Source organism: Saccharothrix sp. AJ9571 (assembly GCF_021725495.1).
In the GTDB taxonomy this organism is placed as follows: domain Bacteria; phylum Actinomycetota; class Actinomycetes; order Mycobacteriales; family Pseudonocardiaceae; genus Amycolatopsis; species Amycolatopsis magusensis.
In genome coordinates, this window is the sequence record NZ_CP091382.1 from 9,193,394 (window position 1) to 9,213,984 (window position 20,591).

The 20,591-nt window shown below is 70.1% G+C and carries 18 protein-coding genes and 4 pseudogenes; 12 read left to right on the forward strand and 10 right to left on the reverse strand.

Annotated elements, in window-relative coordinates:
• Positions 1-276: 276 nt before the first annotated feature.
• Complete coding sequence (locus tag L3Q67_RS41560; RefSeq protein ID WP_499186873.1) at positions 277-1,146, reverse strand: type II secretion system F family protein; 870 nt, start codon at positions 1,144-1,146, stop codon at positions 277-279.
• Positions 1,143-1,448, reverse strand: a pseudogene (locus tag L3Q67_RS41565) (CpaF family protein); the annotation flags it as partial. The gene L3Q67_RS41560 and the pseudogene L3Q67_RS41565, both read right to left, overlap by 4 nt.
• Between L3Q67_RS41565 and L3Q67_RS41570 the strand changes: the two are divergent.
• Entirely contained in the window at positions 1,380-1,892 is a 513-nt protein-coding gene (locus tag L3Q67_RS41570; protein WP_499186874.1) for a replication-relaxation family protein, read from the forward strand. The pseudogene L3Q67_RS41565 and the gene L3Q67_RS41570 overlap by 69 nt on opposite strands.
• A 303-nt stretch (positions 1,893-2,195) precedes the next feature.
• A pseudogene (locus L3Q67_RS41575) lies at positions 2,196-3,178 on the forward strand (C40 family peptidase).
• A gap of 327 nt (positions 3,179-3,505) precedes the next feature.
• On the opposite strand, the gene L3Q67_RS41580 reads toward L3Q67_RS41575, so the two are convergent.
• Positions 3,506-4,147 carry a gamma carbonic anhydrase family protein gene (locus tag L3Q67_RS41580; RefSeq protein WP_499186875.1) on the reverse strand — a complete coding sequence of 214 codons (642 nt, stop codon included), beginning with the start codon at positions 4,145-4,147 and terminating at the stop codon, positions 3,506-3,508.
• Positions 4,148-5,149: 1,002 nt separating this feature from the next.
• On the opposite strand from L3Q67_RS41580, the gene L3Q67_RS41585 reads away from it, so the two are divergent.
• A complete protein-coding gene (locus L3Q67_RS41585; protein WP_499186876.1) occupies positions 5,150-5,530 on the forward strand; it encodes a hypothetical protein in 381 nt (126 codons plus the stop codon).
• A gap of 296 nt (positions 5,531-5,826) precedes the next feature.
• Here the strand turns inward: L3Q67_RS41585 and L3Q67_RS41590 are convergent, their stop codons facing one another.
• The 4 genes from L3Q67_RS41590 to L3Q67_RS41605 all read right to left on the reverse strand — a co-directional run bounded on the left by L3Q67_RS41590 (position 5,827) and on the right by L3Q67_RS41605 (position 8,562).
• Positions 5,827-6,612 carry an SDR family NAD(P)-dependent oxidoreductase gene (locus tag L3Q67_RS41590; protein ID WP_499186877.1) on the reverse strand — a complete coding sequence of 262 codons (786 nt, stop codon included), beginning with the start codon at positions 6,610-6,612 and terminating at the stop codon, positions 5,827-5,829.
• Between the two features lie 77 nt (positions 6,613-6,689).
• Complete coding sequence (locus L3Q67_RS41595; RefSeq protein ID WP_499186878.1) at positions 6,690-8,000, reverse strand: sigma-70 family RNA polymerase sigma factor; 1,311 nt, start codon at positions 7,998-8,000, stop codon at positions 6,690-6,692.
• Between the two features lie 35 nt (positions 8,001-8,035).
• Complete coding sequence (locus L3Q67_RS41600; protein ID WP_499186879.1) at positions 8,036-8,197, reverse strand: GNAT family N-acetyltransferase; 162 nt, start codon at positions 8,195-8,197, stop codon at positions 8,036-8,038.
• Positions 8,194-8,562: a hypothetical protein gene (locus L3Q67_RS41605; RefSeq protein ID WP_499186880.1), complete on the reverse strand. Its 369-nt coding sequence runs from the start codon at positions 8,560-8,562 to the stop codon at positions 8,194-8,196. The genes L3Q67_RS41600 and L3Q67_RS41605 overlap by 4 nt, the downstream gene beginning before the upstream one ends.
• Positions 8,563-8,798: 236 nt before the next feature.
• Here L3Q67_RS41605 and L3Q67_RS41610 point away from each other — a divergent pair, with 236 nt between their 5' ends.
• The 6 genes from L3Q67_RS41610 (at position 8,799) to L3Q67_RS41635 (ending at position 14,963) form a co-directional block, all read left to right on the forward strand.
• On the forward strand, positions 8,799-9,956 hold the full coding sequence (locus L3Q67_RS41610) for a sensor histidine kinase (RefSeq protein WP_499186881.1): 1,158 nt from the start codon (positions 8,799-8,801) through the stop codon (positions 9,954-9,956).
• Complete coding sequence (locus L3Q67_RS41615) at positions 9,953-10,609, forward strand: transcriptional regulator (RefSeq protein WP_499186882.1); 657 nt, start codon at positions 9,953-9,955, stop codon at positions 10,607-10,609. Before L3Q67_RS41610 ends, L3Q67_RS41615 begins: the two co-directional genes overlap by 4 nt.
• Positions 10,610-10,673: 64 nt before the next feature.
• A complete protein-coding gene (locus tag L3Q67_RS41620; protein WP_499186883.1) occupies positions 10,674-12,545 on the forward strand; it encodes an alpha/beta hydrolase family protein in 1,872 nt (623 codons plus the stop codon).
• Positions 12,546-12,635: 90 nt separating this feature from the next.
• Positions 12,636-12,830 (forward strand): hypothetical protein, encoded by a 195-nt coding sequence (locus L3Q67_RS41625; RefSeq protein ID WP_499186884.1) that lies wholly within the window; start codon positions 12,636-12,638, stop codon positions 12,828-12,830.
• 198 nt (positions 12,831-13,028) lie between these two features.
• Entirely contained in the window at positions 13,029-13,691 is a 663-nt protein-coding gene (locus tag L3Q67_RS41630; protein WP_499186885.1) for a hypothetical protein, read from the forward strand.
• Between the two features lie 528 nt (positions 13,692-14,219).
• The gene (locus L3Q67_RS41635) at positions 14,220-14,963 is read left to right on the forward strand and encodes a peptide chain release factor 1 (RefSeq protein ID WP_499186886.1); all 744 of its coding nucleotides are present in this window, start codon (positions 14,220-14,222) and stop codon (positions 14,961-14,963) included.
• A 201-nt stretch (positions 14,964-15,164) separates the two neighbouring features.
• Here L3Q67_RS41635 and L3Q67_RS41640 read toward each other — a convergent pair whose 3' ends face one another.
• Entirely contained in the window at positions 15,165-15,584 is a 420-nt protein-coding gene (locus tag L3Q67_RS41640; protein WP_499186887.1) for a hypothetical protein, read from the reverse strand.
• A 373-nt stretch (positions 15,585-15,957) separates the two neighbouring features.
• Positions 15,958-17,343 (reverse strand): MFS transporter, encoded by a 1,386-nt coding sequence (locus L3Q67_RS41645; RefSeq protein WP_499186888.1) that lies wholly within the window; start codon positions 17,341-17,343, stop codon positions 15,958-15,960.
• Positions 17,344-17,404: 61 nt separating this feature from the next.
• Between L3Q67_RS41645 and L3Q67_RS41650 the strand changes: the two genes are divergently transcribed.
• Positions 17,405-18,040 (forward strand): TetR/AcrR family transcriptional regulator, encoded by a 636-nt coding sequence (locus tag L3Q67_RS41650; RefSeq protein WP_499186889.1) that lies wholly within the window; start codon positions 17,405-17,407, stop codon positions 18,038-18,040.
• Here L3Q67_RS41650 and L3Q67_RS41655 read toward each other — a convergent pair.
• A complete protein-coding gene (locus L3Q67_RS41655) occupies positions 18,012-19,514 on the reverse strand; it encodes a SulP family inorganic anion transporter (protein WP_499191717.1) in 1,503 nt (500 codons plus the stop codon). The genes L3Q67_RS41650 and L3Q67_RS41655 overlap by 29 nt on opposite strands.
• 202 nt (positions 19,515-19,716) lie before the next feature.
• Here L3Q67_RS41655 and L3Q67_RS41660 point away from each other — a divergent pair.
• Positions 19,717-20,061, forward strand: a pseudogene (locus L3Q67_RS41660) (MFS transporter); the annotation flags it as partial.
• Between the two features lie 113 nt (positions 20,062-20,174).
• Positions 20,175-20,510 (forward strand): annotated as a pseudogene (locus L3Q67_RS41665) (MFS transporter); the annotation flags it as partial.
• Positions 20,511-20,591: the final 81 nt, after the last annotated feature.

Sequence of the window (20,591 nt, forward strand, 5' to 3'; positions counted from 1 at the left end):
CCTTCGCAGCGAGGTGGGTGTCGCGTCCGCGGCCGACGAGGCGCAGGTCGCGTTCCAGCTTCGTGCCTGGCAGGCCGACCGCGCGCAAGAACGGTATGAAGGGCCGCCCCCAGGCGGTGACCCATGTGATGTCGGCGGGAGCAGCGATCGCCACGGGAGACGGCTGGAACGTGGCCCCGGCAAGGCGAACACCGAGTGGTTCTCGCCGCGGCAGCGCCCAGTTCAGCACCAGCCACAGGCCGATGCCGCTCCCGGCGCCGAACAGAACAGCCGGGATCATGGGTGCTCACCTCCACGGCCGTCGAGCGAGAGCACCCGAGCCTGCCCACCGCTCTTCGCGATCCTCGTGAGCCAGGTGAAGCCCGCGGCGAAGCACCCACCGAGGGCCAGCAGCACGAGTTGGCCGACGGCGGTGCCGTAGCTGGTCAGGTAGCTGCGGTTGAGCAGCACGACGCCGGTGGCGAAGGCCAAGGTCGTGAGGACGATGACCCGCACCGACGTGCGAGTTCGCGCCCGGCCGGTCTCCACGCGCATACGCATCGCGGCCTGTTCGCGGGCGGTGGTCGCGAGGGAGCCGAGCAGGTCGCCGAGTTGGCGGGCCTGGTGTTCCGCGGCGAGCACCAGCGCCGCGAGCACGAGGTCCGCGGTCGGGTCGGCCAGGTCGCCCGCCAGCCCGCGCAGCGCCGGGGCCAGGCGCTGCCCGCTCTCCAGCTTGGCCGCGAGCGCGCTGATCTCGCGGCGGATCGGGGCAGGTGCGAGTGGCGCGGTGGCGAGGATGGCCTGCTCGAGTCCGGCCGCTGCCGACAGCACATCGCGCAGCATCTCGGTCCAGGAGGCGATTGCTTCGATCCGCGCGACCCGGCGCGCGTGAGCCCTGTCGGGGCCGACCAGCCGGGGAAGGAACCACGCGGCCACACCGGCCAGCACAGCCCCGACCACCCAGCCGGTCGCCACGCCGGCCAACAACCCGGCCCCGGCCGCGACCGCCAGCTTCAGCCTGTTGCCCTGGCTCCACGTTCGGCGCCGCCACGACCAGCGCCCACTCGCATCGGCAGGCCGTCGCCACGCGGTCGTGACGAGCAGCGTCCCCGCCGCGGTCCCGAGCCCGCAGGCAGCGAGCACGAGCGAGCCGGTGTCGACGGTCATGGCGCCCACCAGCCCTCGGGACGGGTCAGCAGAGTCGCGTCGAACCCGGCGTTGACCAAGTCGTCCAAAGTGTCCGCCCGCAACGCACCAGCGACCGGGACAGCGCGCCGATCCGGGCCACGGCGGTACACCTCGTTGGACACCACCGTGCCGCCGTCGGCATCGACCACTTCCCGGATCGAAGCGACCCCCCGGGTCGTCCGGTCCGCAGCGCGGTCGAGGTGCACCACGAAATGCACGGCCGAGGCGACCAGCAGCGCGGTGGCCTCCAGCGGCAGTCGCTCCGGCCCCTGGGCCGCGTGAACGACTTCTTCACCTCGCTCATCGCCCGCACCCGCCACACCCGCAGCACCGAGGCGGTGGTGGCATGGTGGTCGGAATCCCGCTGTGCCAAGCATTTCGGTGACTTGGTCATCCCGGATGGCTACGGCCGCTGGCGCACAGGCACCGGGACCACCGCCCGGGAGGTGGAGTGGTTCCTCGAATTCGACACCGGCACCGAATCGCTGACCAAGGTCGGGCGCAAGCTGGCCGGATACGCGCGGCCGAGTCCACCGGGATCGCCACGCCGGTGCTGGTATGGCTGCCCACCACCCGCCGTGAAGCCGGGGCCCGCACCGCGCTGGCGCGGGTACACGCCGACCTCGACGACCCTCGCGCGGTGCCGGTGGCCACCGCAGCGGCCGACCTGCTCGACCCCACCGCCGCGCATCCCAGCCCCGGTGAGGCGGTGTGGCTGCCGTTGACCTCGGCGCGCGCCGATCGCGCCGGCCCGCGCTACGGCCTGGCCGACCTCGCCGGCGCCTGCCCGGCCTGGCGCCGCCGGCCGGCCCCACCACGACCGAGGACGGCGACGGCGAGACCGGTGACGCCGCGGCGGCCTCGCCGTATCGGCTGCCACCGCCGAGTCCGATTCCGCCGCCGAGCTCGCCGAACCGTGTCGCCCGCGACGAGCACTGACACAAGGCCCCTTTCTTACTCCGCCGCGCGGTCCCGGGACTCCTCGCCGTCCGGCTCCGGCGCCATCAACGCAAAGGAGCGATCCAACCATGGCAAGCAAACTCGCGATCGGTGTCGCCGCCGTGATCCTCGCCATTCCGCTGCTCCTCGGCGCCGGGACCGCCAGCATCGTCAGCTCATTGTTCGGCAGCAGCAGTAATGCCTCCGGATCGCTGATCTGCACGCCCGACGGCGCGCCGACCGGCACGGTGCCGGGCCTGACCGTCGAGCAGCTGGGCAACGCCGCCACCATCGTGGCGGTCGGCAAGCAGATGGGCGTGCCTGAGCCGGGCTGGGTTGTCGCGATCGCCGCCGCCATGCAGGAATCCCAGCTGCGCAACCTGCCCTACGGCGACCGCGACAGCCAAGGACTCTTCCAGCAACGTCCCTCGATGGGCTGGGGAACCCCGCAACAGATCACCACGCCGACCTACGCGGCGACGAAGTTCTTCGAACACCTCATGGCCACACCGCACTGGCAGACGATGAGCGTCGACGACGCCGCGCAAACCGTCCAGGGCCCGGGATTCCCCAACGCCTACGCCCAGCACGAGGACAAGGCTCGCCTCATCGTCGCCGCCGTGTCCCAGTGCGCTGCCAACCTGCGCCCGCAATGGCCGGAACCGGGGACTGCAACAACATCCAGGCCGCCACACCCGCCGCGATGACCGCGATGAATTACGCGTGTGGACAGCGGGGACTGCCGTATGTGTGGGGCGGCAATGGCCCGCAGAATGGCGACAGCGGATTCGACTGCTCAGGCCTGACCAAGGCGGCCTGCGAAGCGGCCGGGATTCCGCTGCCCCGGACAACCGACGCCCAATTCCGAGCTGGGCCACGTGCGCCCGAGGGACAGCCGCTCCTACCGGGCGACCTGGTCTACTACGGTTCAGCCTCGAAAATCCACCACGTGGGCCTCTACACAGGAAACGGGAAAATGCTGAACGCCCCGACTTTTGGCCAACCGGTGCAAATCGACAATTACCGCTACCCCCGGGACGATTACGCGGGCGCCACTCGACCCGCACGCTAACCGACCTGTAGTTTCCGGGAGCACATGACATGTTCCGCGCCTAAATGACATGTGCTCGATCTTTTGATCAAAGGCAACGGAAAGACGACCGAGGGCAACGAGCTAGGCCTTCGCTCAAGTTCGGCGGGTGTCATTCCCGCACCACCGGCACAGGAGTTCTGGCTCCCGTTGCACGGCTGGTACTGCAGCGGCAGTTCCAGGCGCACCGCTGGTTCACCGCGTCCGAGGCGGTGAACCAGCGGCCTGGCTTGCCGGACGCGCGCGCCAGAGTGGAATCCGGACGGCGCGTCACCTCACCACTGTACAAGGGCCGCTGATGCGGCGGCGCTAGCCGAGATTCAGAACCTCATCGTCCGCGTGCGTGCCGAACTCGGCGACACGCACCTCCGCGATGCGCTCGTACCGGCTGATCCGATCGGTCCACTCCGCGTCGACACCGAACGCCACCTGCGCGAAGCCCACCCTCCCGACAGCCTCCGCCAGATCCGGATCGCCAGGTGCCAGCAGCCGCACCGACGCGCCAAGCGCCACGGTGTGCGGCGGCACGAAGTACTCGTCCGGAAGAACGGTGCGCGCATGGACGAGCGCGCCGACAGCGACAACCGAGCCGGCCCCCAACCGTGCGCACTGCAGGACCGTCGCCGCGGTCGCCACATAGACGCACCTGCCGACCTCGCAGCCCAGCAGCGTGGCATGCGGCCCCACGAAAACGTGGTCGTCGACAAGCACCGGCTGATCGCCGGCGACCGCGGACCCGCGCAACACCGCGTTCTCGCAGATCACCGCCGCCTCCCCGACCTCGATCCGAGACCCCTCGGCATCGAGCACCGCACCGTACATCACCCGAGCCCTCGGCCCCACCCGGACATCACCGACGAGCGTCGCCGTCGGGGCGACGTAGGCGGTGGGATGGACCTGCGGTTCATACCCCCGGTGCCGGATGCAGATTCCCCGCGCTTCAGCGATCATGAGCCGATTCTCGACTGGCCGACCGCGAGCATGCTGGCGGATTTCGGACGTCGCGTTCGCCAAGACATGTGCCATCCGCTCTGAGACACCACAGGGCGAACGTTGGCTGATACGGCATTAGCACTTGCAACGGTGGCTGACTTGGCATAACCCTCACGCCACTGGTCGTGCGACCCGGCATCTTGGCCCCGCCAGTCCAGCGGGACGGGGTTGCTGTTAAACGGGTGGAGAAGCACCTCCTGCCGCGGAGCGCTTGCCGGGCTGCGGCGATCAAGTACGGCGGGCACCAGCATCTGCCGAGCGATCAAATCGCCCGGAAACCCCGGCGTCATGTGGTCGAACCCCGTCAAGTTGACGCGGAAAGAGCACCCCCGCTGGTTTCCAAGGATGACCGCTTCTGTTCGGTCGGCAACCGGAGAGAGTCATGCTGGCTGCCGGGACACGACTGCATTCCCGTTCATGTGTTTCGCCAAGCGGTCATCTCCGGCAGGGCTCGTGCCGTTGTCCACCGGTTGGTGGACAACGGGTGTCGGTGGGTCAGCCGTGTCAGGCGGGGCGGGCTCGGCGCGAGCCTTGGGGGCATGAGAAACCTGTCTGTGCGAGTCGCTCGGTGGAGCGCCCGTCATCCGTGGCGCGCGATCGGTGGCTGGCTCGTGTTCGTCGCGGTCTGTCTGGGTGTCGGGATCGGGGTGGAAACAACGCCGCTGTCACGGCGGATTACCGGGTCGATGAGGCGGGTCGGGCCGAGGCGATCGCCGCTGAGGGAGGGGTGCAGCGTCGGCCGGTGGAGCACGTGTTGATCACGGCCCGCGATTCACACCCCGCACTGGATAGCAACTCCCTTCGGCTTTTGCTGGATAGCAAGTCCATTCAGGTATGGAAGTTGTCCGCGGCAGGGGAGCCAAACTTCGGCCACAGAGCTACTACCTTCAGGCACCCTCGCGTAGATTCATATTTCCCCACGGGGCACACTTGCCGTCACCAAAAAGTGACCATGAAACCATGACCGTCTGGGACCTGCACGATCAGCTCCAGCCAGCACAGCGGGCGCCCAGTAATATCGGTGTAAAAAGCCTCACTTCTGCTCATTCCAGCGAGAACGATCAACTCGTGGCTCTCGGGAGCGCGGGCGAAATCCTGGTACAGGACATTAGGATGAACTATACCCAAACAAAGATCAACCTTCCGGGTCGTCAGGGCGTCATTGAAGCCTTGGCCTTCGGAGACAACGATCGCAGCCTCGTCGGAGCCACATCGGGGCCGGGAGCCGAAGCCTATGCCTGGCGCTGGGAGCTCGACCCGAAGCAGCGGCCGCCGCCGTGTGCAAGGACCGGAACGTCTCGATGCGTCCTACTGAATGGGAAGCGTTCTTCCCTGACGTGAAGTTCGAGTCGCCATGCCCTTAGCCACTCGCCGTCTTCGGTTCGGGTAGCCAGAGGTTCGCCTGCCACCCCGAGTGCCACATACGAGGGTTTCCCGTCTTCGGTCCCGTGATGACGGTGGCGTCGCGAAAATTCGGCGGGAGGTGAATTGCGCCTCGTCGAACCATGCTGCGCGATTCCAAAAGAGCGGCGGTGTCACTTCGTGTCAGTTGATCATTCCGTCCCGGCCGCGTACTGCGCCTCCAGCGCCGGCGAGCCCCCGGTACCTCCGTCCCCGGAGACTTCGCCGTGGCCGGGTCAGCTGGGGTACATGCTGGTGACGTTGACGAAGGTGCCGGTGATGCCCATGGCGTCGTCGGAGGCGAGGAACGCCAGGGTGGCGGCGACCTCCGCCAGCCGGGGCGACCGTTTGGTCATCCGAGCCTCGGTGAGGGCATTGAGGACGTTCTCTACCATCTCCGGGCTCGCCGGCAGCTGGTTGTTGACGGCGGAGAGCTTCTCGGGCGTGAACGTCTCCGGGATACCGGCCACCCAGATGCCGAGGGCGCGGACGCCGTGCGGGCCGATCTCGACGGCGAGGTTGCGGATGTAGGTGTCCAGCGCGGCGTCGATCGAGCCGGTCGCGCCCATCATCGGGCTCCCGTGGGCCGAGCCGCTGTCGAGGGCGAGGATGACGCCGGAGCCCTGGGTGATCATGTGCCGGGCGGCCGCGCGGGCGGTGATGAAGTTGGCCGTGATGCCGGTGGTGATCGGGCTGACGTAGTCCTCGACCGACATCTCCACGAGCGGGATGCCCTGGACATCGCCCCGGGAGACGAGGTTGAGCGAGATGTCGAGGCTGCCCGCCTCGCTCACCACGGACGCCGCGTGCTCGTCCACCGCGGTCTCATCAAGGGCGTCGACGACGGCGACCTCGGCCTGTCCCCCGGCCCCCTTGATCTCGTCGGCGAGCTTCGTCAGCGCCGGTTCGTGCCGGCCGGTGAGGAAGACGCGTGCGCCGCGCGCGGCGAATTCCCTGGCGACACCGCCGCCGATCGATCCACCGGCGCCGTAGATGACCGCGTTCTTGTTCTGCAGGTTCATGGGGTGTTCCTTCCGCGTGGGTCGCTTCGTGGTGCTCGACCGTTGAGACGCAGAAGGCGCGCCAAACCCATCGGTCCTCAGGTGATCGTCAGCGGCAGGCCGAACGCGGGGAACAGGTGCGGTTCGAAGGCGGTGATCTCGGCGACCTTCCCCTCCTCGATCCGCAGCACGTCGAGCACCTGGGCTCGGTAGATCCGGGTGCCCGGCCGGCGGACGTACCCCGCCGCCGCGGGGAGCCGGTTGGCCCTCGCCGGAAGGTGCTTCCATGCGCCGAAGTACGTCGGTGAGGTCGGAGCGAGTGACTCGCCGACGAACCTGAGGAAGGTGTCGCGACCGGAGAACCACAGCGGGTTCGGCGGCATCGTGACCAGCACGTCCTCCCTGAGCAGCTCGGCCATCGCCCGGATGTCGCCGTTGCCGGTGGCTGCGGCCATGTACCGCCGCAGGACCGCCTGCTCCTCCTCGGTCGGCTCGGCGGCCCTGGCCCAGTCCGCGCGGCGTTGCGGCAGGCGTTCGCGCAGGGTGGGCCGGGCACGCTGGAGTGCGCTGGTGACCGAAGCGACACTGGTTTGCAGCAGGTCGGCGGTCTCCGCGGCCTTCCACCCGAGGACGTCGCAAAGGATCACCACGGCCCGCTGTTTCAGCGGCAGGTGCTGGATGGCGGCGAGGAAGACCAGTTCCATCGTCTCCCTGGTCTCCGCCACCTCGGCGGGTTCGGCCTCCGGCGAGGCGACCTCGTCGAGCTGGAGGTCGGGGTACGGCTGCAGCCAGGGCATGAACTGGGGAGGCTCGCCCCGCTGGTCCACGCCCGGCACCTGGCCGTAGGGGCGCGGGACCCGCTTGTGGCGCCGCAGGAAATCGAGGCAGGTGTTGGTGGCGATGCGGTACAGCCAGGCGCGGAAGCTCGACCGGCCTTCGAAGCCTTCGCGACCTCGCCACGCCCGCAGGAAGGTCTCCTGGACGAGGTCCTCAGCCTCGTCGTAGGAGCCGACCATGCGGTAGCAGTGCACGCGCAGTTCCCGCTGGTGCTGCTCGATCCGGCCGGCGAAGGCGACCTCGTCCAGGATTTCCGTCACGGGCTCCGGCGTGACGCTTTCCCCTGGCGATTCGGCGTCCTTCGTCCGCACCGCCAGCTGGGCGATGCGCCGTAGCTTGCCGACGTCCGAGGCGAGCGTGGTGAGATCGGCGAAGAAGGTGTCCGACGGCTGGGGTGCCAGCCGGTTCGCGACGCGGCCGACCTCGGTGATGAGGGCCTCTACGTCGGGGGCGCGCCGGACCCGGTAGGCCTGCTGCCGGCACGCGGGCGAGCAGTAGACAGCCGTGCGCCCCCGCGGCCCCGTCCTCGGTCGCAACGGGCCGCGACAGTTCGCGCAGACCTGTCCTGCCACAGCGCACTCTCCCCCAAACGTCATTCCCGAGCGCGTTACGAATTATGCATCCCGTCCAGCCGCCCCAGCTGCTCGCGAAGCATCGCGCCACCAATGCCCTGCCCGCGCCGGTCCGGCGCGACCACGATGTTCAGCAGGTACCAGTACGCGCCGGCCTTCGGAAGTCGCTGCCCGGTGAGCTCGATCAGCAGTTTCATCCGGTCGGCGTACTCGCCGTAGGCGTGCTCGATGAACTGGGCGCCCTCCGGGGCCCGCAGACCCGACGTGCCGGTTCCTCGCGAATGGTCGATCCGCTCCCACAGCGAGATCCCGGCCACCGCCCCGGACTCGTCCTCGCCAGCAGCAACTCCCCGGAATGGAGAATGCCTTCCAGGTAGGCCACCGTCGTCTCCGGCCAGGTGCCGATGGTGAGCCGCCGCCGCGCGTCCTCGTCGTCGATCACCCAGCTCAGCACGGGGTCGTGCAGGTTGGCCGCGGTGTAGGCCTCGGCCACCGCCAGCAGCACGAAGATCAGCGGATTGTGCAGCTGGCCGAGCAACCGCCGCATCCGCACCCCGCTCACGCGGGATGGAGTTCGGTCCGTGTCGCGGCCTCCGAAGTGGACAGACCGGTGTCCTGGTCCACCTCCCACCGCTAACGCGGGTCCGCCACCGGCGGTTGGTGCGCCGCCGGCGCGGTGTGTCGATCCCCAGCCACAGCGTCCCTCCTCCGCCGCGACACCCGCCGACAGCGGGCACACCGACCGCTGCCACCCGGTCCGGGCCGCCGGCAGCGGCCGCGGCATGTCAGGGTGGATGAATGTCGCGTGCGGTGTTGTCGGTCGTCGGGTTGGGACTGGCGGTGTATCTGGACGGCAGACAGCTGCACTGGTTCGGGCTGTCGTGGACCGCCGCCCTCCTCATCGCCCTCGCCCTGCTCGCACCCGCGCTGCTGGTCTTGCGCGCACCGCTGGCCGTGTGGCAGGTCATGGCGGCAGGCCTGTTCGGGACGGAGCTGGTGTTCGGCGTGCTCGTCGGCCCCGGCTACAACGATGTCGCGTGGCCGTGGCCGGTGGTGGGCATGGCCGCGTTCGGCGTCGTGCTCTTCGTGGTGGGAAGTCGGCACGACCGGACGACCACCGTGGTGGTCGGGGTGGTCACGGTGCTGGCGGTGTTGGCACCGGCGATCGTGGTGGCGGGCACGCCCCCGTTCACGGTGGCCGTCCTGGGTTTTCTGACCGTGGTACTGCTGGCCTGGGGGGACAGCGTGCGCGTGCGGCAGGCCGCACAGCGGGCGCTGGCCGAGGAGACCGAGCGCAGGCGCACGGACCGGCAGCGCGGCGCGGTGCTGGCCGAACGCGCCCGGATCGCCCGTGAGCTGCACGACGTGGTCGCCCACCACATCTCGATGATCGCCGTCCAGGCGCAGGCGGCGCCGCATCGGACCGGGGACCTGCCGCCGGCCGCGGCCCGCACCTTCGAGGAGATCCGGGCGGCGTCGCGGGAGGCGTTGACCGAGCTGCGGCGCGTGCTGGGGCTGCTGCGCGAGGACGACACGGCGGCCGACCCCGCTCCTCAGCCGGGACTCGGTGACCTGCCCGAGCTCGTCGAGGGGGCTCGACGAGCGGGCGTCACCGCAACGCTGTCGATGTCGGGGACCGCCCCGGAGCCCGACGCGGGCGTCGCGGTGTCGGTGTACCGGGTGGTGCAGGAGGCGTTGAGCAACGCCGCCAGGCACGCACCCGGCTCGACGGTGGCCGTGACCGTGCGGTTCGAGGTGGACCAGCTCACCGTCCGCGTGGTCGACAGCGGCGCGACCACCACGGCGTCCTCGGCACCGCCCGGTTCCGGGCTCGGACTGGTGGGGATGCGAGAACGGGTACGCATGCTCGGCGGCACGCTGAGCGTCGGGCAGGGCGCCGGCGTCGGGTTCGAGGTGCTCGCGACATTTCCGGTTCAGGCACGGAGGCCGACGTGATCAGGGTGCTGGTCGCCGACGACGAGCGGCTGGTTCGCGAAGGTGTGGCGGTGCTGCTGGAGACGGCCGCCGACATCGCGGTGGTCGGTCAGGCTACCGACGGGGCCGATGCGGTGCGGTTGGCGCTGGAGCTGCGTCCGGACGTGGTGGTGATGGACGTCCGGATGCCGGTGATGAACGGCCTGCGGGCGACCGACGAGATCACCGGGCCCGACGGCACCGGCCCCAAGGTGTTGGTGCTGACCACGTTCGACCTCGACGAGTACCTCTTCGAGGCGCTGGCCGCCGGTGCGAGCGGCTTCCTGCTCAAGGACGCCTCCGTGACGGAGCTGACCGAGGCCGTCCGGGTGGTCGCGGCCGGGGACGCGCTGCTGGCGCCGCCGGCGACCCGCCGGATCATCGACGAGTTCACCCGCCTGCGCCGCCCGCCTGGAGGCCGCCAGCGGTCCCCCGCCGCGCTCACGCCACGTGAGGCCGACGTGCTGCGGCTCGTCGCCCGCGGCCGGTCCAACACGGAGATCGCGGCGACGCTGGTGCTCGCGGAGCAGACGGTGAAGACCTACGTCGGCCGGCTGTTGGCCAAGCTGGGGCTGCGGGACCGCACCCAGATCGTGGTATACGCCTACGAGCACGGCCTGGTCGACGACGAGTGATACCCCGGTACTGGGTACCTGGGTAGACAGACGTCGGCGCCCGCTCGCCCTACCGTGTCGCGACATGCGCAGCAGAGCCGCCCGGGTCGTCACCATGACCGCCACCATGCTCGCCGTCGGTACGGCGACGCCGGCCACGCCGACCGCGATGCCCGCCGCCCACGAGTGCGCCACGGCGACCCAACGATGCGACGGCCAGATCGAGGTGCCCCTCGACTGGACCGATCCCGGCTCCGAGCGGATCACCGTGTCCTTCGCATGGCTCCCGCGACTCGACAGGTCCCGGCCAGCGGCGGGGACGGTGCTCGCCATCCACGGTGGACCGACCGCGGCGCTGCCCATGACCGAGATCTATCGCCGGGCGCTGGGTTCGGTGCTGGACCACCAGAACATGCTGATCATCGATCCGCGAGGTTTCGGTGAGTCGACGCCGCTGCTGTGCCCGGACATCGACCTCGACCGGCCGGACTCGATCGCGGAGTGCGCTCGACAGGTGGGACCCCGGGCGCGGTACTTCACCACCGACCAGGCGGTCGCCGACTTCGACGCGGTCCGCCACGCGCTCGGCGTTCGCTCGGTCAGCGTGTACGGCTCCTCCTACGGCACGGTGTGGGGCCACGCCTACGCCACCCGGTTCCCGGACCGCACCCGCGCCGCGCTGCTCGACAGCGTGGTACGCGTCGGCGCCGACGGGTACGTGCGGTGGCCGCTGGGCCGCCCGGTGCACCCCGACCTGGGAAATCTGGACGTGGTGTGTCAGCCGTCGCGCTCGTGCCGAGCCCTGTCGGGGGTGCCCCGGCAGACGTGGGCGGACCTCGTGGCCCGCCTCCGGGAGCGGCCCGATCCCGCCGTACCGCTGCTCGCGCTGCTGCGGCTCCCCCAGCAGACCACCGAGCCCCCGGTGGGCCGGGAGCTCACCGCCGCCGCCACCGCGTATCTGGCCGGGGACCCCCTACCCCTGCGCCGACTGGCGCGAACCTTCGCGGGCGCCGGACCACAGCGGCTCGAACAGGACCCGACGGTGGCCGGCTACCTCGCCTACATCTGTGGCGACGCCGTGTACCCGTATGAACGTGCGGCCGCGCCGGACGAACGCCGGCGCCAACTCGACGCGGTGTATGCCGAGCGCCGGCCGTTCGCCCCGCTCACCACCGAGGAGGTGCTCGACGCCACCAACGGCGACCAGCACCAGTGGTGCCTGAACTGGCCGACGCCGCGGCCGAGCCCACCTGTGCCGCCGCGGCCCCGGTATCCCGCGGTGCCCATGCTGGCCACCGGTGGGGAGCTGGATGTCGCCACGCCGGCAGGCAACGCGGTCGACCTGGCGCGGCGCTTCCCACTGGGGAGGAGCCTCGTGAACGGGTTCGGCGGCCACACGCCCGCGCTCGGTGCCGTCGCCGGTCTCACCGGCCCTTACTGGGACTGCGCGACCGAGACCGTGCGGTCGTTCCTGTTGGCCCCAGAGCGCTTCCGGCAGCGCACGGGGTGCACGGCCGAGAACTACCGGGCGGTCGGCTCCTTCCCCGTCACGAGCGAGGACCTCCCCCGTGTGCCGGTTCCCGGGCTCACCCCACCGGAGCGGACGCTGGTCACCGCGGCCGTCGCCACCGCCATGGACGCGCTGGCACGGCGCAACCCCAACGGTGCCGGCACCACCCGGCTGCCCGGCGAGCCCGGGTTGCGTGGCGGCACGCTGCGGTTCACCGGCCCCGACACCGTGATACTGGACCAGGTGCGCTTCGTGGCCGAGACCGTCGTCTCCGGGCGGCTCACCGCGTCGCCCGCGCACCAGGCGCGGGCGGAGTTGGTGGTCACCGACTCCGGCGGAGGGCACCGTGCGGTCCAACTCGAGTGGGCGCCGTTCCGCGCGGCACCGGTGACGATGGTCGCCGGCCTGCTCGACGGGAGCCGCCCGTTCCACCTCCCCGCATGGTGAGCTTCAGGGCATCAGGCCGGTGACGCCCTCTAGTGACCCGCCCATGCGGCGATCGTGGAGTCCCGAGGACAACGCCGCATTGCGGGGGAAGTGCTGCACGACAACAGAGAGCGGCTGCGCAACGTGGCCCGCCGCGTCAGTCACCACATCGACCACGAGGCCGCGGTGAACGATGCCCTGCACGCCTTGACGCAGGCATGGGACACCGTGCCGCCGGAAGCACGGAAGGCATGGCTGACCACGGTGTCCGTTCCGCTTGAAGGGTACGTATGGGCAGGCTGTTGACCTGGGGTCCGCAAAGTGAGGTCTGGACGGTTTGCCGGGCGATTGTCCGGATCTACTTCGCGGATTCGATGGCGTGGCGCCGTGGTGAGTGTGCTGCAGTCCTTCATGGGGATGATGGCGTGGCCTGGGGCCTGCCCCATCACGCCACCGGCGGTCTACCCCAGTGATCTTCGGGGTTGTCGCCGGTTGACTGCACGCATGACACCACCGTTGTCCAGGCGTACCGCTCTTCGGGGGGCCGCGTTCGCCGTCACCGCAGCCGCGGTCGTCAACCCGACCGCAACCGCCAGCCCGGAGTCCACCGAGTCGAGGGGTGAGCATCCCCACGAGTCCTTCACCGTGCGCGATAATCGGGGGCGGCAGCGCGTGCTCGCCGACACGCGGCGCCCACCCGTGATCATCGGGGGCACGGTGATCCCAGCCGAGCAGCGCCAGGGGCCCGAGCGCGGCACCTATCTGATCTTCAACGACGAGAACGGCTCCGAACGCGGCGGCATCGTCGCGGGAGCGTCGGAGGCCAGCCTCTCCCTCGACTACGTCAACGCGCAGGCCCTCACGCTGGCTACCCGCTGGCAGGGCGACCACGGCGCGACGGCGTTGTTCTTCAAGCAGATGCCGGACCCGCGCCTGCCCATCGAGCAGACACCGCCGATGCCGACCAGGGTCGAGTTGGTCTGGTCGACCGCGGACGGCGCGGTGCTCGCGCTCCGCGATTCGAAGGGCAGGCCCCGCATCGTGCTCTCGGTGGACGCACAGGACGTACCCAGCATCTGCGTGCTGGACGAACACGGCGCTGTGGTCGGTGGCCTGCCCCTCGCCGAGCCGGTGAACGACAGTGGTACGCCTGCCTCCGGCCGTTGACCACGGCCCCGCAAAGTAGTCCGGGCGTGCGAGCGGGCCCGGCTTTGTGTGCAGTCCACGGCAGCCAGAACGGCTGGGACGCGATGCCCACGGCGTCCGGATCGAAGTCGAGCAGCCTCCATCGGTCGCGCTCCCAGCCACGACTCGAACCCCACGTGCCCGCCCATCGTGGCCGACCACCACAAGCCCGGAAAGCGCCGACCTCGAACCGCTCGGCGAGCACGGACGGAGCACCACCAGGCACAAGATCAAAGTTCGGCCCCCGGCATTCTCCAGGCCGCTAGAGACCCGGCCACCAGCGGCCCGCAAGGTAGACCCGAACCCCGCAAGGTTGAAGCGGAAAGGACACCGCTGTCCGTTCCGCTTGAAGATGGCGGATGTTGGACGGCTGACCGGGCGGATTCGGTCCACAGGAGCGGCTTCACGGGCGCGGGCTGCTTCAGCGTCGGCGGTGTGCTCTTGGGCCGCTGGGGCGCCCCGGGCCGCGAGCGGGTGTCGGCTTGACCAGTCCGGCTGCATGATGGACCTATGACGAGGCCGGTGTACGAGGGTGTTCTGTCCGAGTACGCCGCCCTTGAGTCGTCCCTGACCGACCCCGCCGTCCATCGCGACTATCTTCGGGCTGGCCGGCTGCGCCGCTGCCTGGCCGCGCTGGGGCCGTTGCACGCGGCCGCCGTCCGGCTGCGGGCGGTCGAAGAGGATCTGGCGGCGGCTGTCGAGCTGGAGTGTGAGGCCGAGGCGGGACGGTTGTCCGCGCAGGCCGCCGAGCTGCGAAACGATCTTGCCGCCCGGCTGGCACGGCGGGATCCCCTGGCCCCGTTCGACGCGGTCGTCTTCGTCGAGGGCGACGCGGGATGCGTGGCGTCGCTGACGCGCCGTTATCGCGATCTCGCGAAGGAGCGCGGTTGGAGCGTGCAGGACCTGGGCGGCAGGCCCGGCCCGGCGGCCGCGTTCGCCATCACGGCCAACGAGGGCGCCGGGGGGCCGTGGGCGGCGCTCAAGCACGAGAGCGGGCAGTACGGCGCGGACGGCGGGCCGCTGGGTGGGCAGGGCGGTCAGCCGGATGACCGGACGGACGACGCGTCCGCCCGGGTGACAGTGGTGCCGGAGGGCCTGGACGTGCCCGACCTGCTGCCAGAAGACCTGCGCCTCGATCTCTGCTGCACGCGACAGCCGGAGCAGCCGCCGGACGTCTGGGTGACCCATCTGCCGTTGGGCATCCAGGTCCGGGGACGGGCACCCACCCGTCCGAGGCCAAGGCGGCCGCGCTGAGACAGATCCGCGCCTTGGTCGCCGCCGCGGCGAACGCCTGGCCGCGACGATCCCCGGCGCCCGGTGGCAACTGTTCGACCACGCCGGACACCTCGTGATGCGAGACGCACCAGCACAGGTCGGCGTGGCCCTCAGCGATTTCCTGTCCAGCCGCCACCACACGATGGACGCCTGACGACCACAGTCACCCGTGGGATGGGCTCATTCCGGCCGGCACGCGGACGGCCGCAGTACCCGACGATCCGGACACCGCCACCGGGCTGGGCCGGATTCACGCATGGTGCCGAAGTCCACCGGGCGACCGGCGAAGAAGATGGCTTCGCCCGGCGGGGTGCGGCACAGCCGTTCCCCCACCTCCTGCATGTTCTCGTTCTTAGTCCCGGACGGCGAGAACGTCTTACTCTCGACGGTGAACCCGGCCTCGGCCAGCTCGAAGTTCGTGCTGTAGATGTCGCGCTTCCGCCGACTGCACACCCGCACGGTCGACGGCACCGGTCCGTGGGCCGCGTCGCGCAGGAACCGGGCGATCACGTCGACCTCGCGGCTGTTCTGCGGCGCCAGCTGGAAGTGGATGCCGGACTGGCCGGGCAGCTGGTCCGCGGAAGGGTGGGCGGCGATCATGGGCAGTCCCACCTCCCCCACCGCGCTGATGGCGGCGGCGATCGCCTCGTCGCGACGGCGGCCATGGTGACCATGCTCGGGCTGGACGCCGATGCCGGTGTGCTCGAGCTGTGCTGGCGGATGGTCGTGCTCGGAATCGGACGGCGCTGGCCAACTCGCCGGTGATGACGTTGATCCTCGCGGCAGCGCCCGCAGCGCACGGTATCACCAACCTCGGCGGACGCTGGGCAGCACGATCGGCCCGGCCGGCGCCGCCGGGGCGTGGCGTCTGACCGGGGGCGAGCTGGGCGGGTTCCGCACCGGCGTGCTGGTGCTCGCGGCTTTGGTGCTGATCGGGGTGTTCGCCTTGCTTCTCGCCCGCGAGCGCACATAGTCAGCGCGCCTGCTGCGACGCAAGGTTCTCGTCGCGTTGTGGTGGCAGGGCGGTGGCGAGCAGCGCGACGACGATCATCACCGCAGCGATCACGGTAAATGCGCGGCCGTAGGTGGCCGCCTGCGCGTCCGGCGTGACGCCGCCAGGGCCGGCGATGGTCATCAGCACGGCCAGTCCGAGTGCCCCGCCGACCTGCTTGGTGGTGTTCATCAGCCCGGACGCGGCCCCGCTGTCGGCGGTGCTGACGCCGGAGGTGACCAGGGTGGTGGTGGGCGTGTTGATCAGGCCACCGCCGAGGGAGAACACGATCGCCGGGCCCAGGATTCCGGCCAGATAACCGGTATCCGGCGCCAGCAGGCTTTGCCAGGCGAATCCGGCGGCCCCGAGGAGTGCACCGATCGCGATGAGGACGCGGCTGTCCATGCGCCGCATCAGCCACGGGGTGAGGCGGGCGGCGACCACGATGGTGATCACGGTATGCGGCAGAAACGCCAACCCGGTCTGTAAGGGGCTGTAGTGCAGCACGTTTTGCATGGACAAGGTGAGGAAGAACCACATCGGGTTGAGGCAGGCACCAGCCAGCAGCATCACCACGTTGCCGAGTCCGGTCGCGCGAGAGCGGAACAGGCGCAGCGGAACGATGGGGACGGTCGGGAACCGGGCTTCGACCAGAACGAATGCCGCCAGCGCGCCAGCCCCTGTGAGCAGGCTGACCAGCGTCGGGGCCGCACTCCAGCCGACGGTGTGGGAGTGGGCGACGCCGTAGGTCAGCGCGGCTAGGCCCAGCGTGGCCAGCACGGCACCGGCGACGTCGAGCCTCCCCTGTCGTTCCGTGGGCCGGTCGTGGCCGGCGAGGTAGCGCACGGCCAGCACGATGGCCACCGCCCCGATCGGGACGTTGATCAGCAACGTGGAGCGCCACGACAGGTACTCGGTGAGCACCCCGCCGAGCAGGTTGCCCGCGGTCCCTCCGGCGATCCCGACCGCGGTCCACATCGCCAGCGCCCGGGTGCGCCGGGAGCCTTCGGGGAAGGTGCTGGTGAGCACCGTCAGCGTGGCCGGGGCGAGCACGGCGGCCCCGATTCCCTGGACCGCGCGGGCGATGATGAGCAGTTCCGGCGTGTCGGCCAGGCCGCCCGCCAGACTCGCGCCGGTGAACAAGGCGAGCCCGGCGAGGAAGACCCGTTTCCGGCCGTAGAGATCGGCGAGGCGTCCGCCGATCAGGAGCAGTCCGGCGAAGGTCAGGGCGTAGGCGTTGACCACCCACTGTTGCCCTGCCTCATCCAGCCCGAGTGCCCGCTGGATGGAGGGCAGCGCGACGTTGATCACCGAAAGGTCCAGCACGACCATGAACTGCGCCGCGCAGGCGAGCACCAGGACCACCATCGAGCCTCCATCTTGATACAGCCGTATCATATACGCTTGTATCATAAAGGAGGGAGCCGTTGTGCCCAGGACGGTGGACCACGACCAGCGCCGGGAAGAGATCGCCACGGCGCTGGTGCGCGTCGCCGCGCGGGATGGCCTGCACGCGGTCACGATGCGGGCGGTGGCCGCGGAAGCGGACGTGTCACTGCGGCTGGTGCAGTACTACTTCACGTCCAAGGAGCAGTTGATGCTGGGCGCGCTGCGCCACCTGGAACAGCAGAGCCACCAGCGCTGGGCAGCGCGAGTGGCGAAATTGCCGAGCCCGGTGCCACCGAGGCTGTTCGTCGAGGCCTTCTTCGCCGAGGCCCTGCCGACCGACGAGCAGAGCCGGACCTCCCACCTGCTCGGCAGTTCGTATGCGGCGCTGGCGATGACCGACGCCACGCTGGCCGCGGAGCCCTTCATCGCCAACGTCGACGGCCTGGAACACCAGTTGGCCGAAGCGCTGGAGCGAGCCCGAACCGATGGCGACATCGCGCCAGACGCGGACGTCGCCGTCGAAGCAGCTCACTTGGTGGCGCTCAGCCACGGGCTGAGTACCGGCGTACTGCTCGGGCAGCGGGGCGCCGAGGAGGCGATGGTGGTCGTTCGCAGCCACCTCGACGCCCTTTTCACCGGACGGGCCGTCAGTGGCCGGCGGTCAGCTCTCCGGTGAGCTTGCCGTGCATGACCGCGCTGTGCTTGTTCAGGCCCACGATCTCGACGGTCTTCCCGCGGGCGGCGTATTTGGTGGTGATGGCGTCGAGTGCGGCGACGGTGGAGGCGTCCCAGATGTGGGCGTCGGAGAGGTCGACGATCACGCTGTCCGGGTCGTTCGCGTAGTCGAACTGGTAGACCAGGTCGTTGCTGGAGGCGAAGAACAGCTCGCCGGTGACCACGTAGACCACCTGGCCGCGCTCGGGATCGGCGACCGCGCTGACCTCCACCAGGTGCGCGACACGGCGGGCGAAGATGACCATCGCGGTGATCGAGCCGACGACCACGCCGATGGCCAGGTTGCCGGTGGCCACGACCACGGCGACGGTGATGGCCATGACGGCGATCTCCCCGGCGGGCATCCGCTTCAGCGTGGCCGGGGCGACGCTGTGCCAGTCGAAGGTGCCGAAGGCCACCAGCACCATCACCGCGACCAAAGCGGCCATCGGGATGTCGGAGACGACGGGGCCGAACACGATGCACAGCACCATCAGGAACGCCCCGGCCAGGAAGGTCGACAGGCGCGTGCGGGCACCGGCGGTCTTGACGTTGATCATGGTCTGGCCGATCATCGCGCACCCGCCCATACCGCCGAAGAACCCGGTGACCACGTTGGCGACGCCCTGGCCGATCGCCTCGCGGGTCTTGTTCGAGTGGGTGTCGGTGATGTCGTCGACCAGCTTCGCGGTCATCAGCGATTCCATCAGCCCGACCAGCGCGAAGGCGAACGCGTACGGCGCGAGCAGCACCAGGGTGTCCACGGTGAACGGAACCTCGGGGATCCCTGGCACGGGGAGCGAGTCCGGCAGCGCGCCCTTGTCCCCCACCGTGGGAACCGCGACGCCCGCGGCGATCGTCAAGGCCGTGAGCGCCACAATGGACACCAATGGCGCCGGGATCACCTTGGTGAGCTTGGGGAAGAGCACCATGATCCCGAGCCCGGCGGCGAACAGCGGGTACACCGGCCACGGCACGTCGATCAGTTCCGGTACCTGCGCCAGGAAGATCAGGATCGCCAGCGCGTTGACGAAGCCCACCATCACACTGCGCGGCACGAACCGCATCAGCCGGGCGACCCCCAGCGACCCCAGCACGATCTGGAACAGACCACCCAGGATGACCGTGGCGATGAGGTAGCTCAGGCCGTGCTCACGCGCCAGCGGGGCGACCACGAGCGCGATCGCCCCGGTCGCCGCGGAGATCATCGCCGCGCGACCGCCGGCGATCGAAATGACCACCGCCATGGTGAACGACGCGAACAATCCCACGCTCGGGTCGACCCCGGCGATGATCGAGAAGGAGATCGCCTCCGGGATCAGGGCCAGCGCGACGACCAGCCCCGCCAGGATCTCGGTGCGGGCCACCTTCGGCGACAACCACGACGGCCGCACGCCGCGCAGGCGCGCGGGGACCAAGGAAGAAGAACTCGGCACAGAAGACAACCTGACCTGCTCGGGCGCCGGTGGCGCAAACACCGTCACGCCCCCCACGGCGCGACCAAGGACACTGCTGGGCCGACGGTCCCGCACCGGCATCACCGGAAAGGCCGTTCGGCAAGGGAGCCGGGAGCATCGATGACCCCGGGGACATGGCGGCGGACGCGCCGCCTCATCGGCATCTCTTACGTTACGTTAGATGAGAGATGCGCTGCCTGTGAAGGCGCCCCGGGGGGTGTGCCCTCCGGAGCCAGCGCCTCGACACCACTCGTGGCACCCGCGGCGCCCGGCCGGGCCCACCTGTCGCGGGGTGGTCGCCGCGGCGTCGGTCGCACTGACCGCACCCGGGCAGACCGCCGCAGTGTCGGTCTTCGTCGACCCGATCATCCACGACCTCGGCGTCTCACGATCCGCCGTCTCAACGGCCTACCTGATCGGGTCACTGGCCGGAGCCTTCGTCATGCCGGCCCTCGGCCGCCTGATCGACCGCTACGGTCCTCGCCGGATCATGGCAGCCAGCGCCGCCTACTTCGGCGCCTTCCTGATCGCCGCGACCGCGGCCACCGAGATCACCGGGCTGACCGCCGCGTTCATCGGCATCCGGTCGGCGGCCAGGGCGCGCTCAGCCTGGTCGCCACTACCACCGTGGCCATCTACGTGCACCGCCGCCGGGGCTTCGCCATCGGGGTCGCCCCCGCGGTCGGCGCCGCCGGGATATCCCTGGCCCCAATGCTGCTCGAACGACTGGTCTCGGACTGGGGCTGGCGCCAAGTCTGGATCGCCGAGGGCTTGACCGTGTGGGTCCTGGTCATCCCGGCCGCCCTCCTGTTCCTGCCGCGCCGGCCACCCGAACCCCCGGCGCTCGACGACGAGACCGGCACTTCGGCCGCGAGCCTGTTGCCGGTGGACTCGACCTCGAAGCAGGCGATGCGCACCGGCATGTTCTGGGTCGTCACCGCCGGGGTGGGCGTCTGCGCACTGGTCACCACCGAACTGAACTTCCACCAGCAATCCCTGCGCGGCGAACGCGGCCTCACCGCAGCCGAAGCCGCCGCGACCTTCCTGCCGCCAGAC

Coding starts and splice junctions, on each gene's coding strand:
- L3Q67_RS41640 (WP_499186887.1), bottom strand. CDS start 15,584: ATGATCGCCGCCCACCCTTCCGCGGACCAGCTGCCCGGCCAGTCCGGC.
- L3Q67_RS41620 (WP_499186883.1), top strand. CDS start 10,674: ATGCGCAGCAGAGCCGCCCGGGTCGTCACCATGACCGCCACCATGCTC.
- L3Q67_RS41580 (WP_499186875.1), bottom strand. CDS start 4,147: ATGATCGCTGAAGCGCGGGGAATCTGCATCCGGCACCGGGGGTATGAA.
- L3Q67_RS41645 (WP_499186888.1), bottom strand. CDS start 17,343: ATGGTGGTCCTGGTGCTCGCCTGCGCGGCGCAGTTCATGGTCGTGCTG.
- L3Q67_RS41570 (WP_499186874.1), top strand. CDS start 1,380: ATGCACGGCCGAGGCGACCAGCAGCGCGGTGGCCTCCAGCGGCAGTCG.
- L3Q67_RS41630 (WP_499186885.1), top strand. CDS start 13,029: ATGACACCACCGTTGTCCAGGCGTACCGCTCTTCGGGGGGCCGCGTTC.
- L3Q67_RS41585 (WP_499186876.1), top strand. CDS start 5,150: ATGACCGTCTGGGACCTGCACGATCAGCTCCAGCCAGCACAGCGGGCG.
- L3Q67_RS41600 (WP_499186879.1), bottom strand. CDS start 8,197: ATGAAACTGCTGATCGAGCTCACCGGGCAGCGACTTCCGAAGGCCGGC.
- L3Q67_RS41610 (WP_499186881.1), top strand. CDS start 8,799: ATGTCGCGTGCGGTGTTGTCGGTCGTCGGGTTGGGACTGGCGGTGTAT.
- L3Q67_RS41635 (WP_499186886.1), top strand. CDS start 14,220: ATGACGAGGCCGGTGTACGAGGGTGTTCTGTCCGAGTACGCCGCCCTT.
- L3Q67_RS41560 (WP_499186873.1), bottom strand. CDS start 1,146: ATGACCGTCGACACCGGCTCGCTCGTGCTCGCTGCCTGCGGGCTCGGG.
- L3Q67_RS41590 (WP_499186877.1), bottom strand. CDS start 6,612: ATGAACCTGCAGAACAAGAACGCGGTCATCTACGGCGCCGGTGGATCG.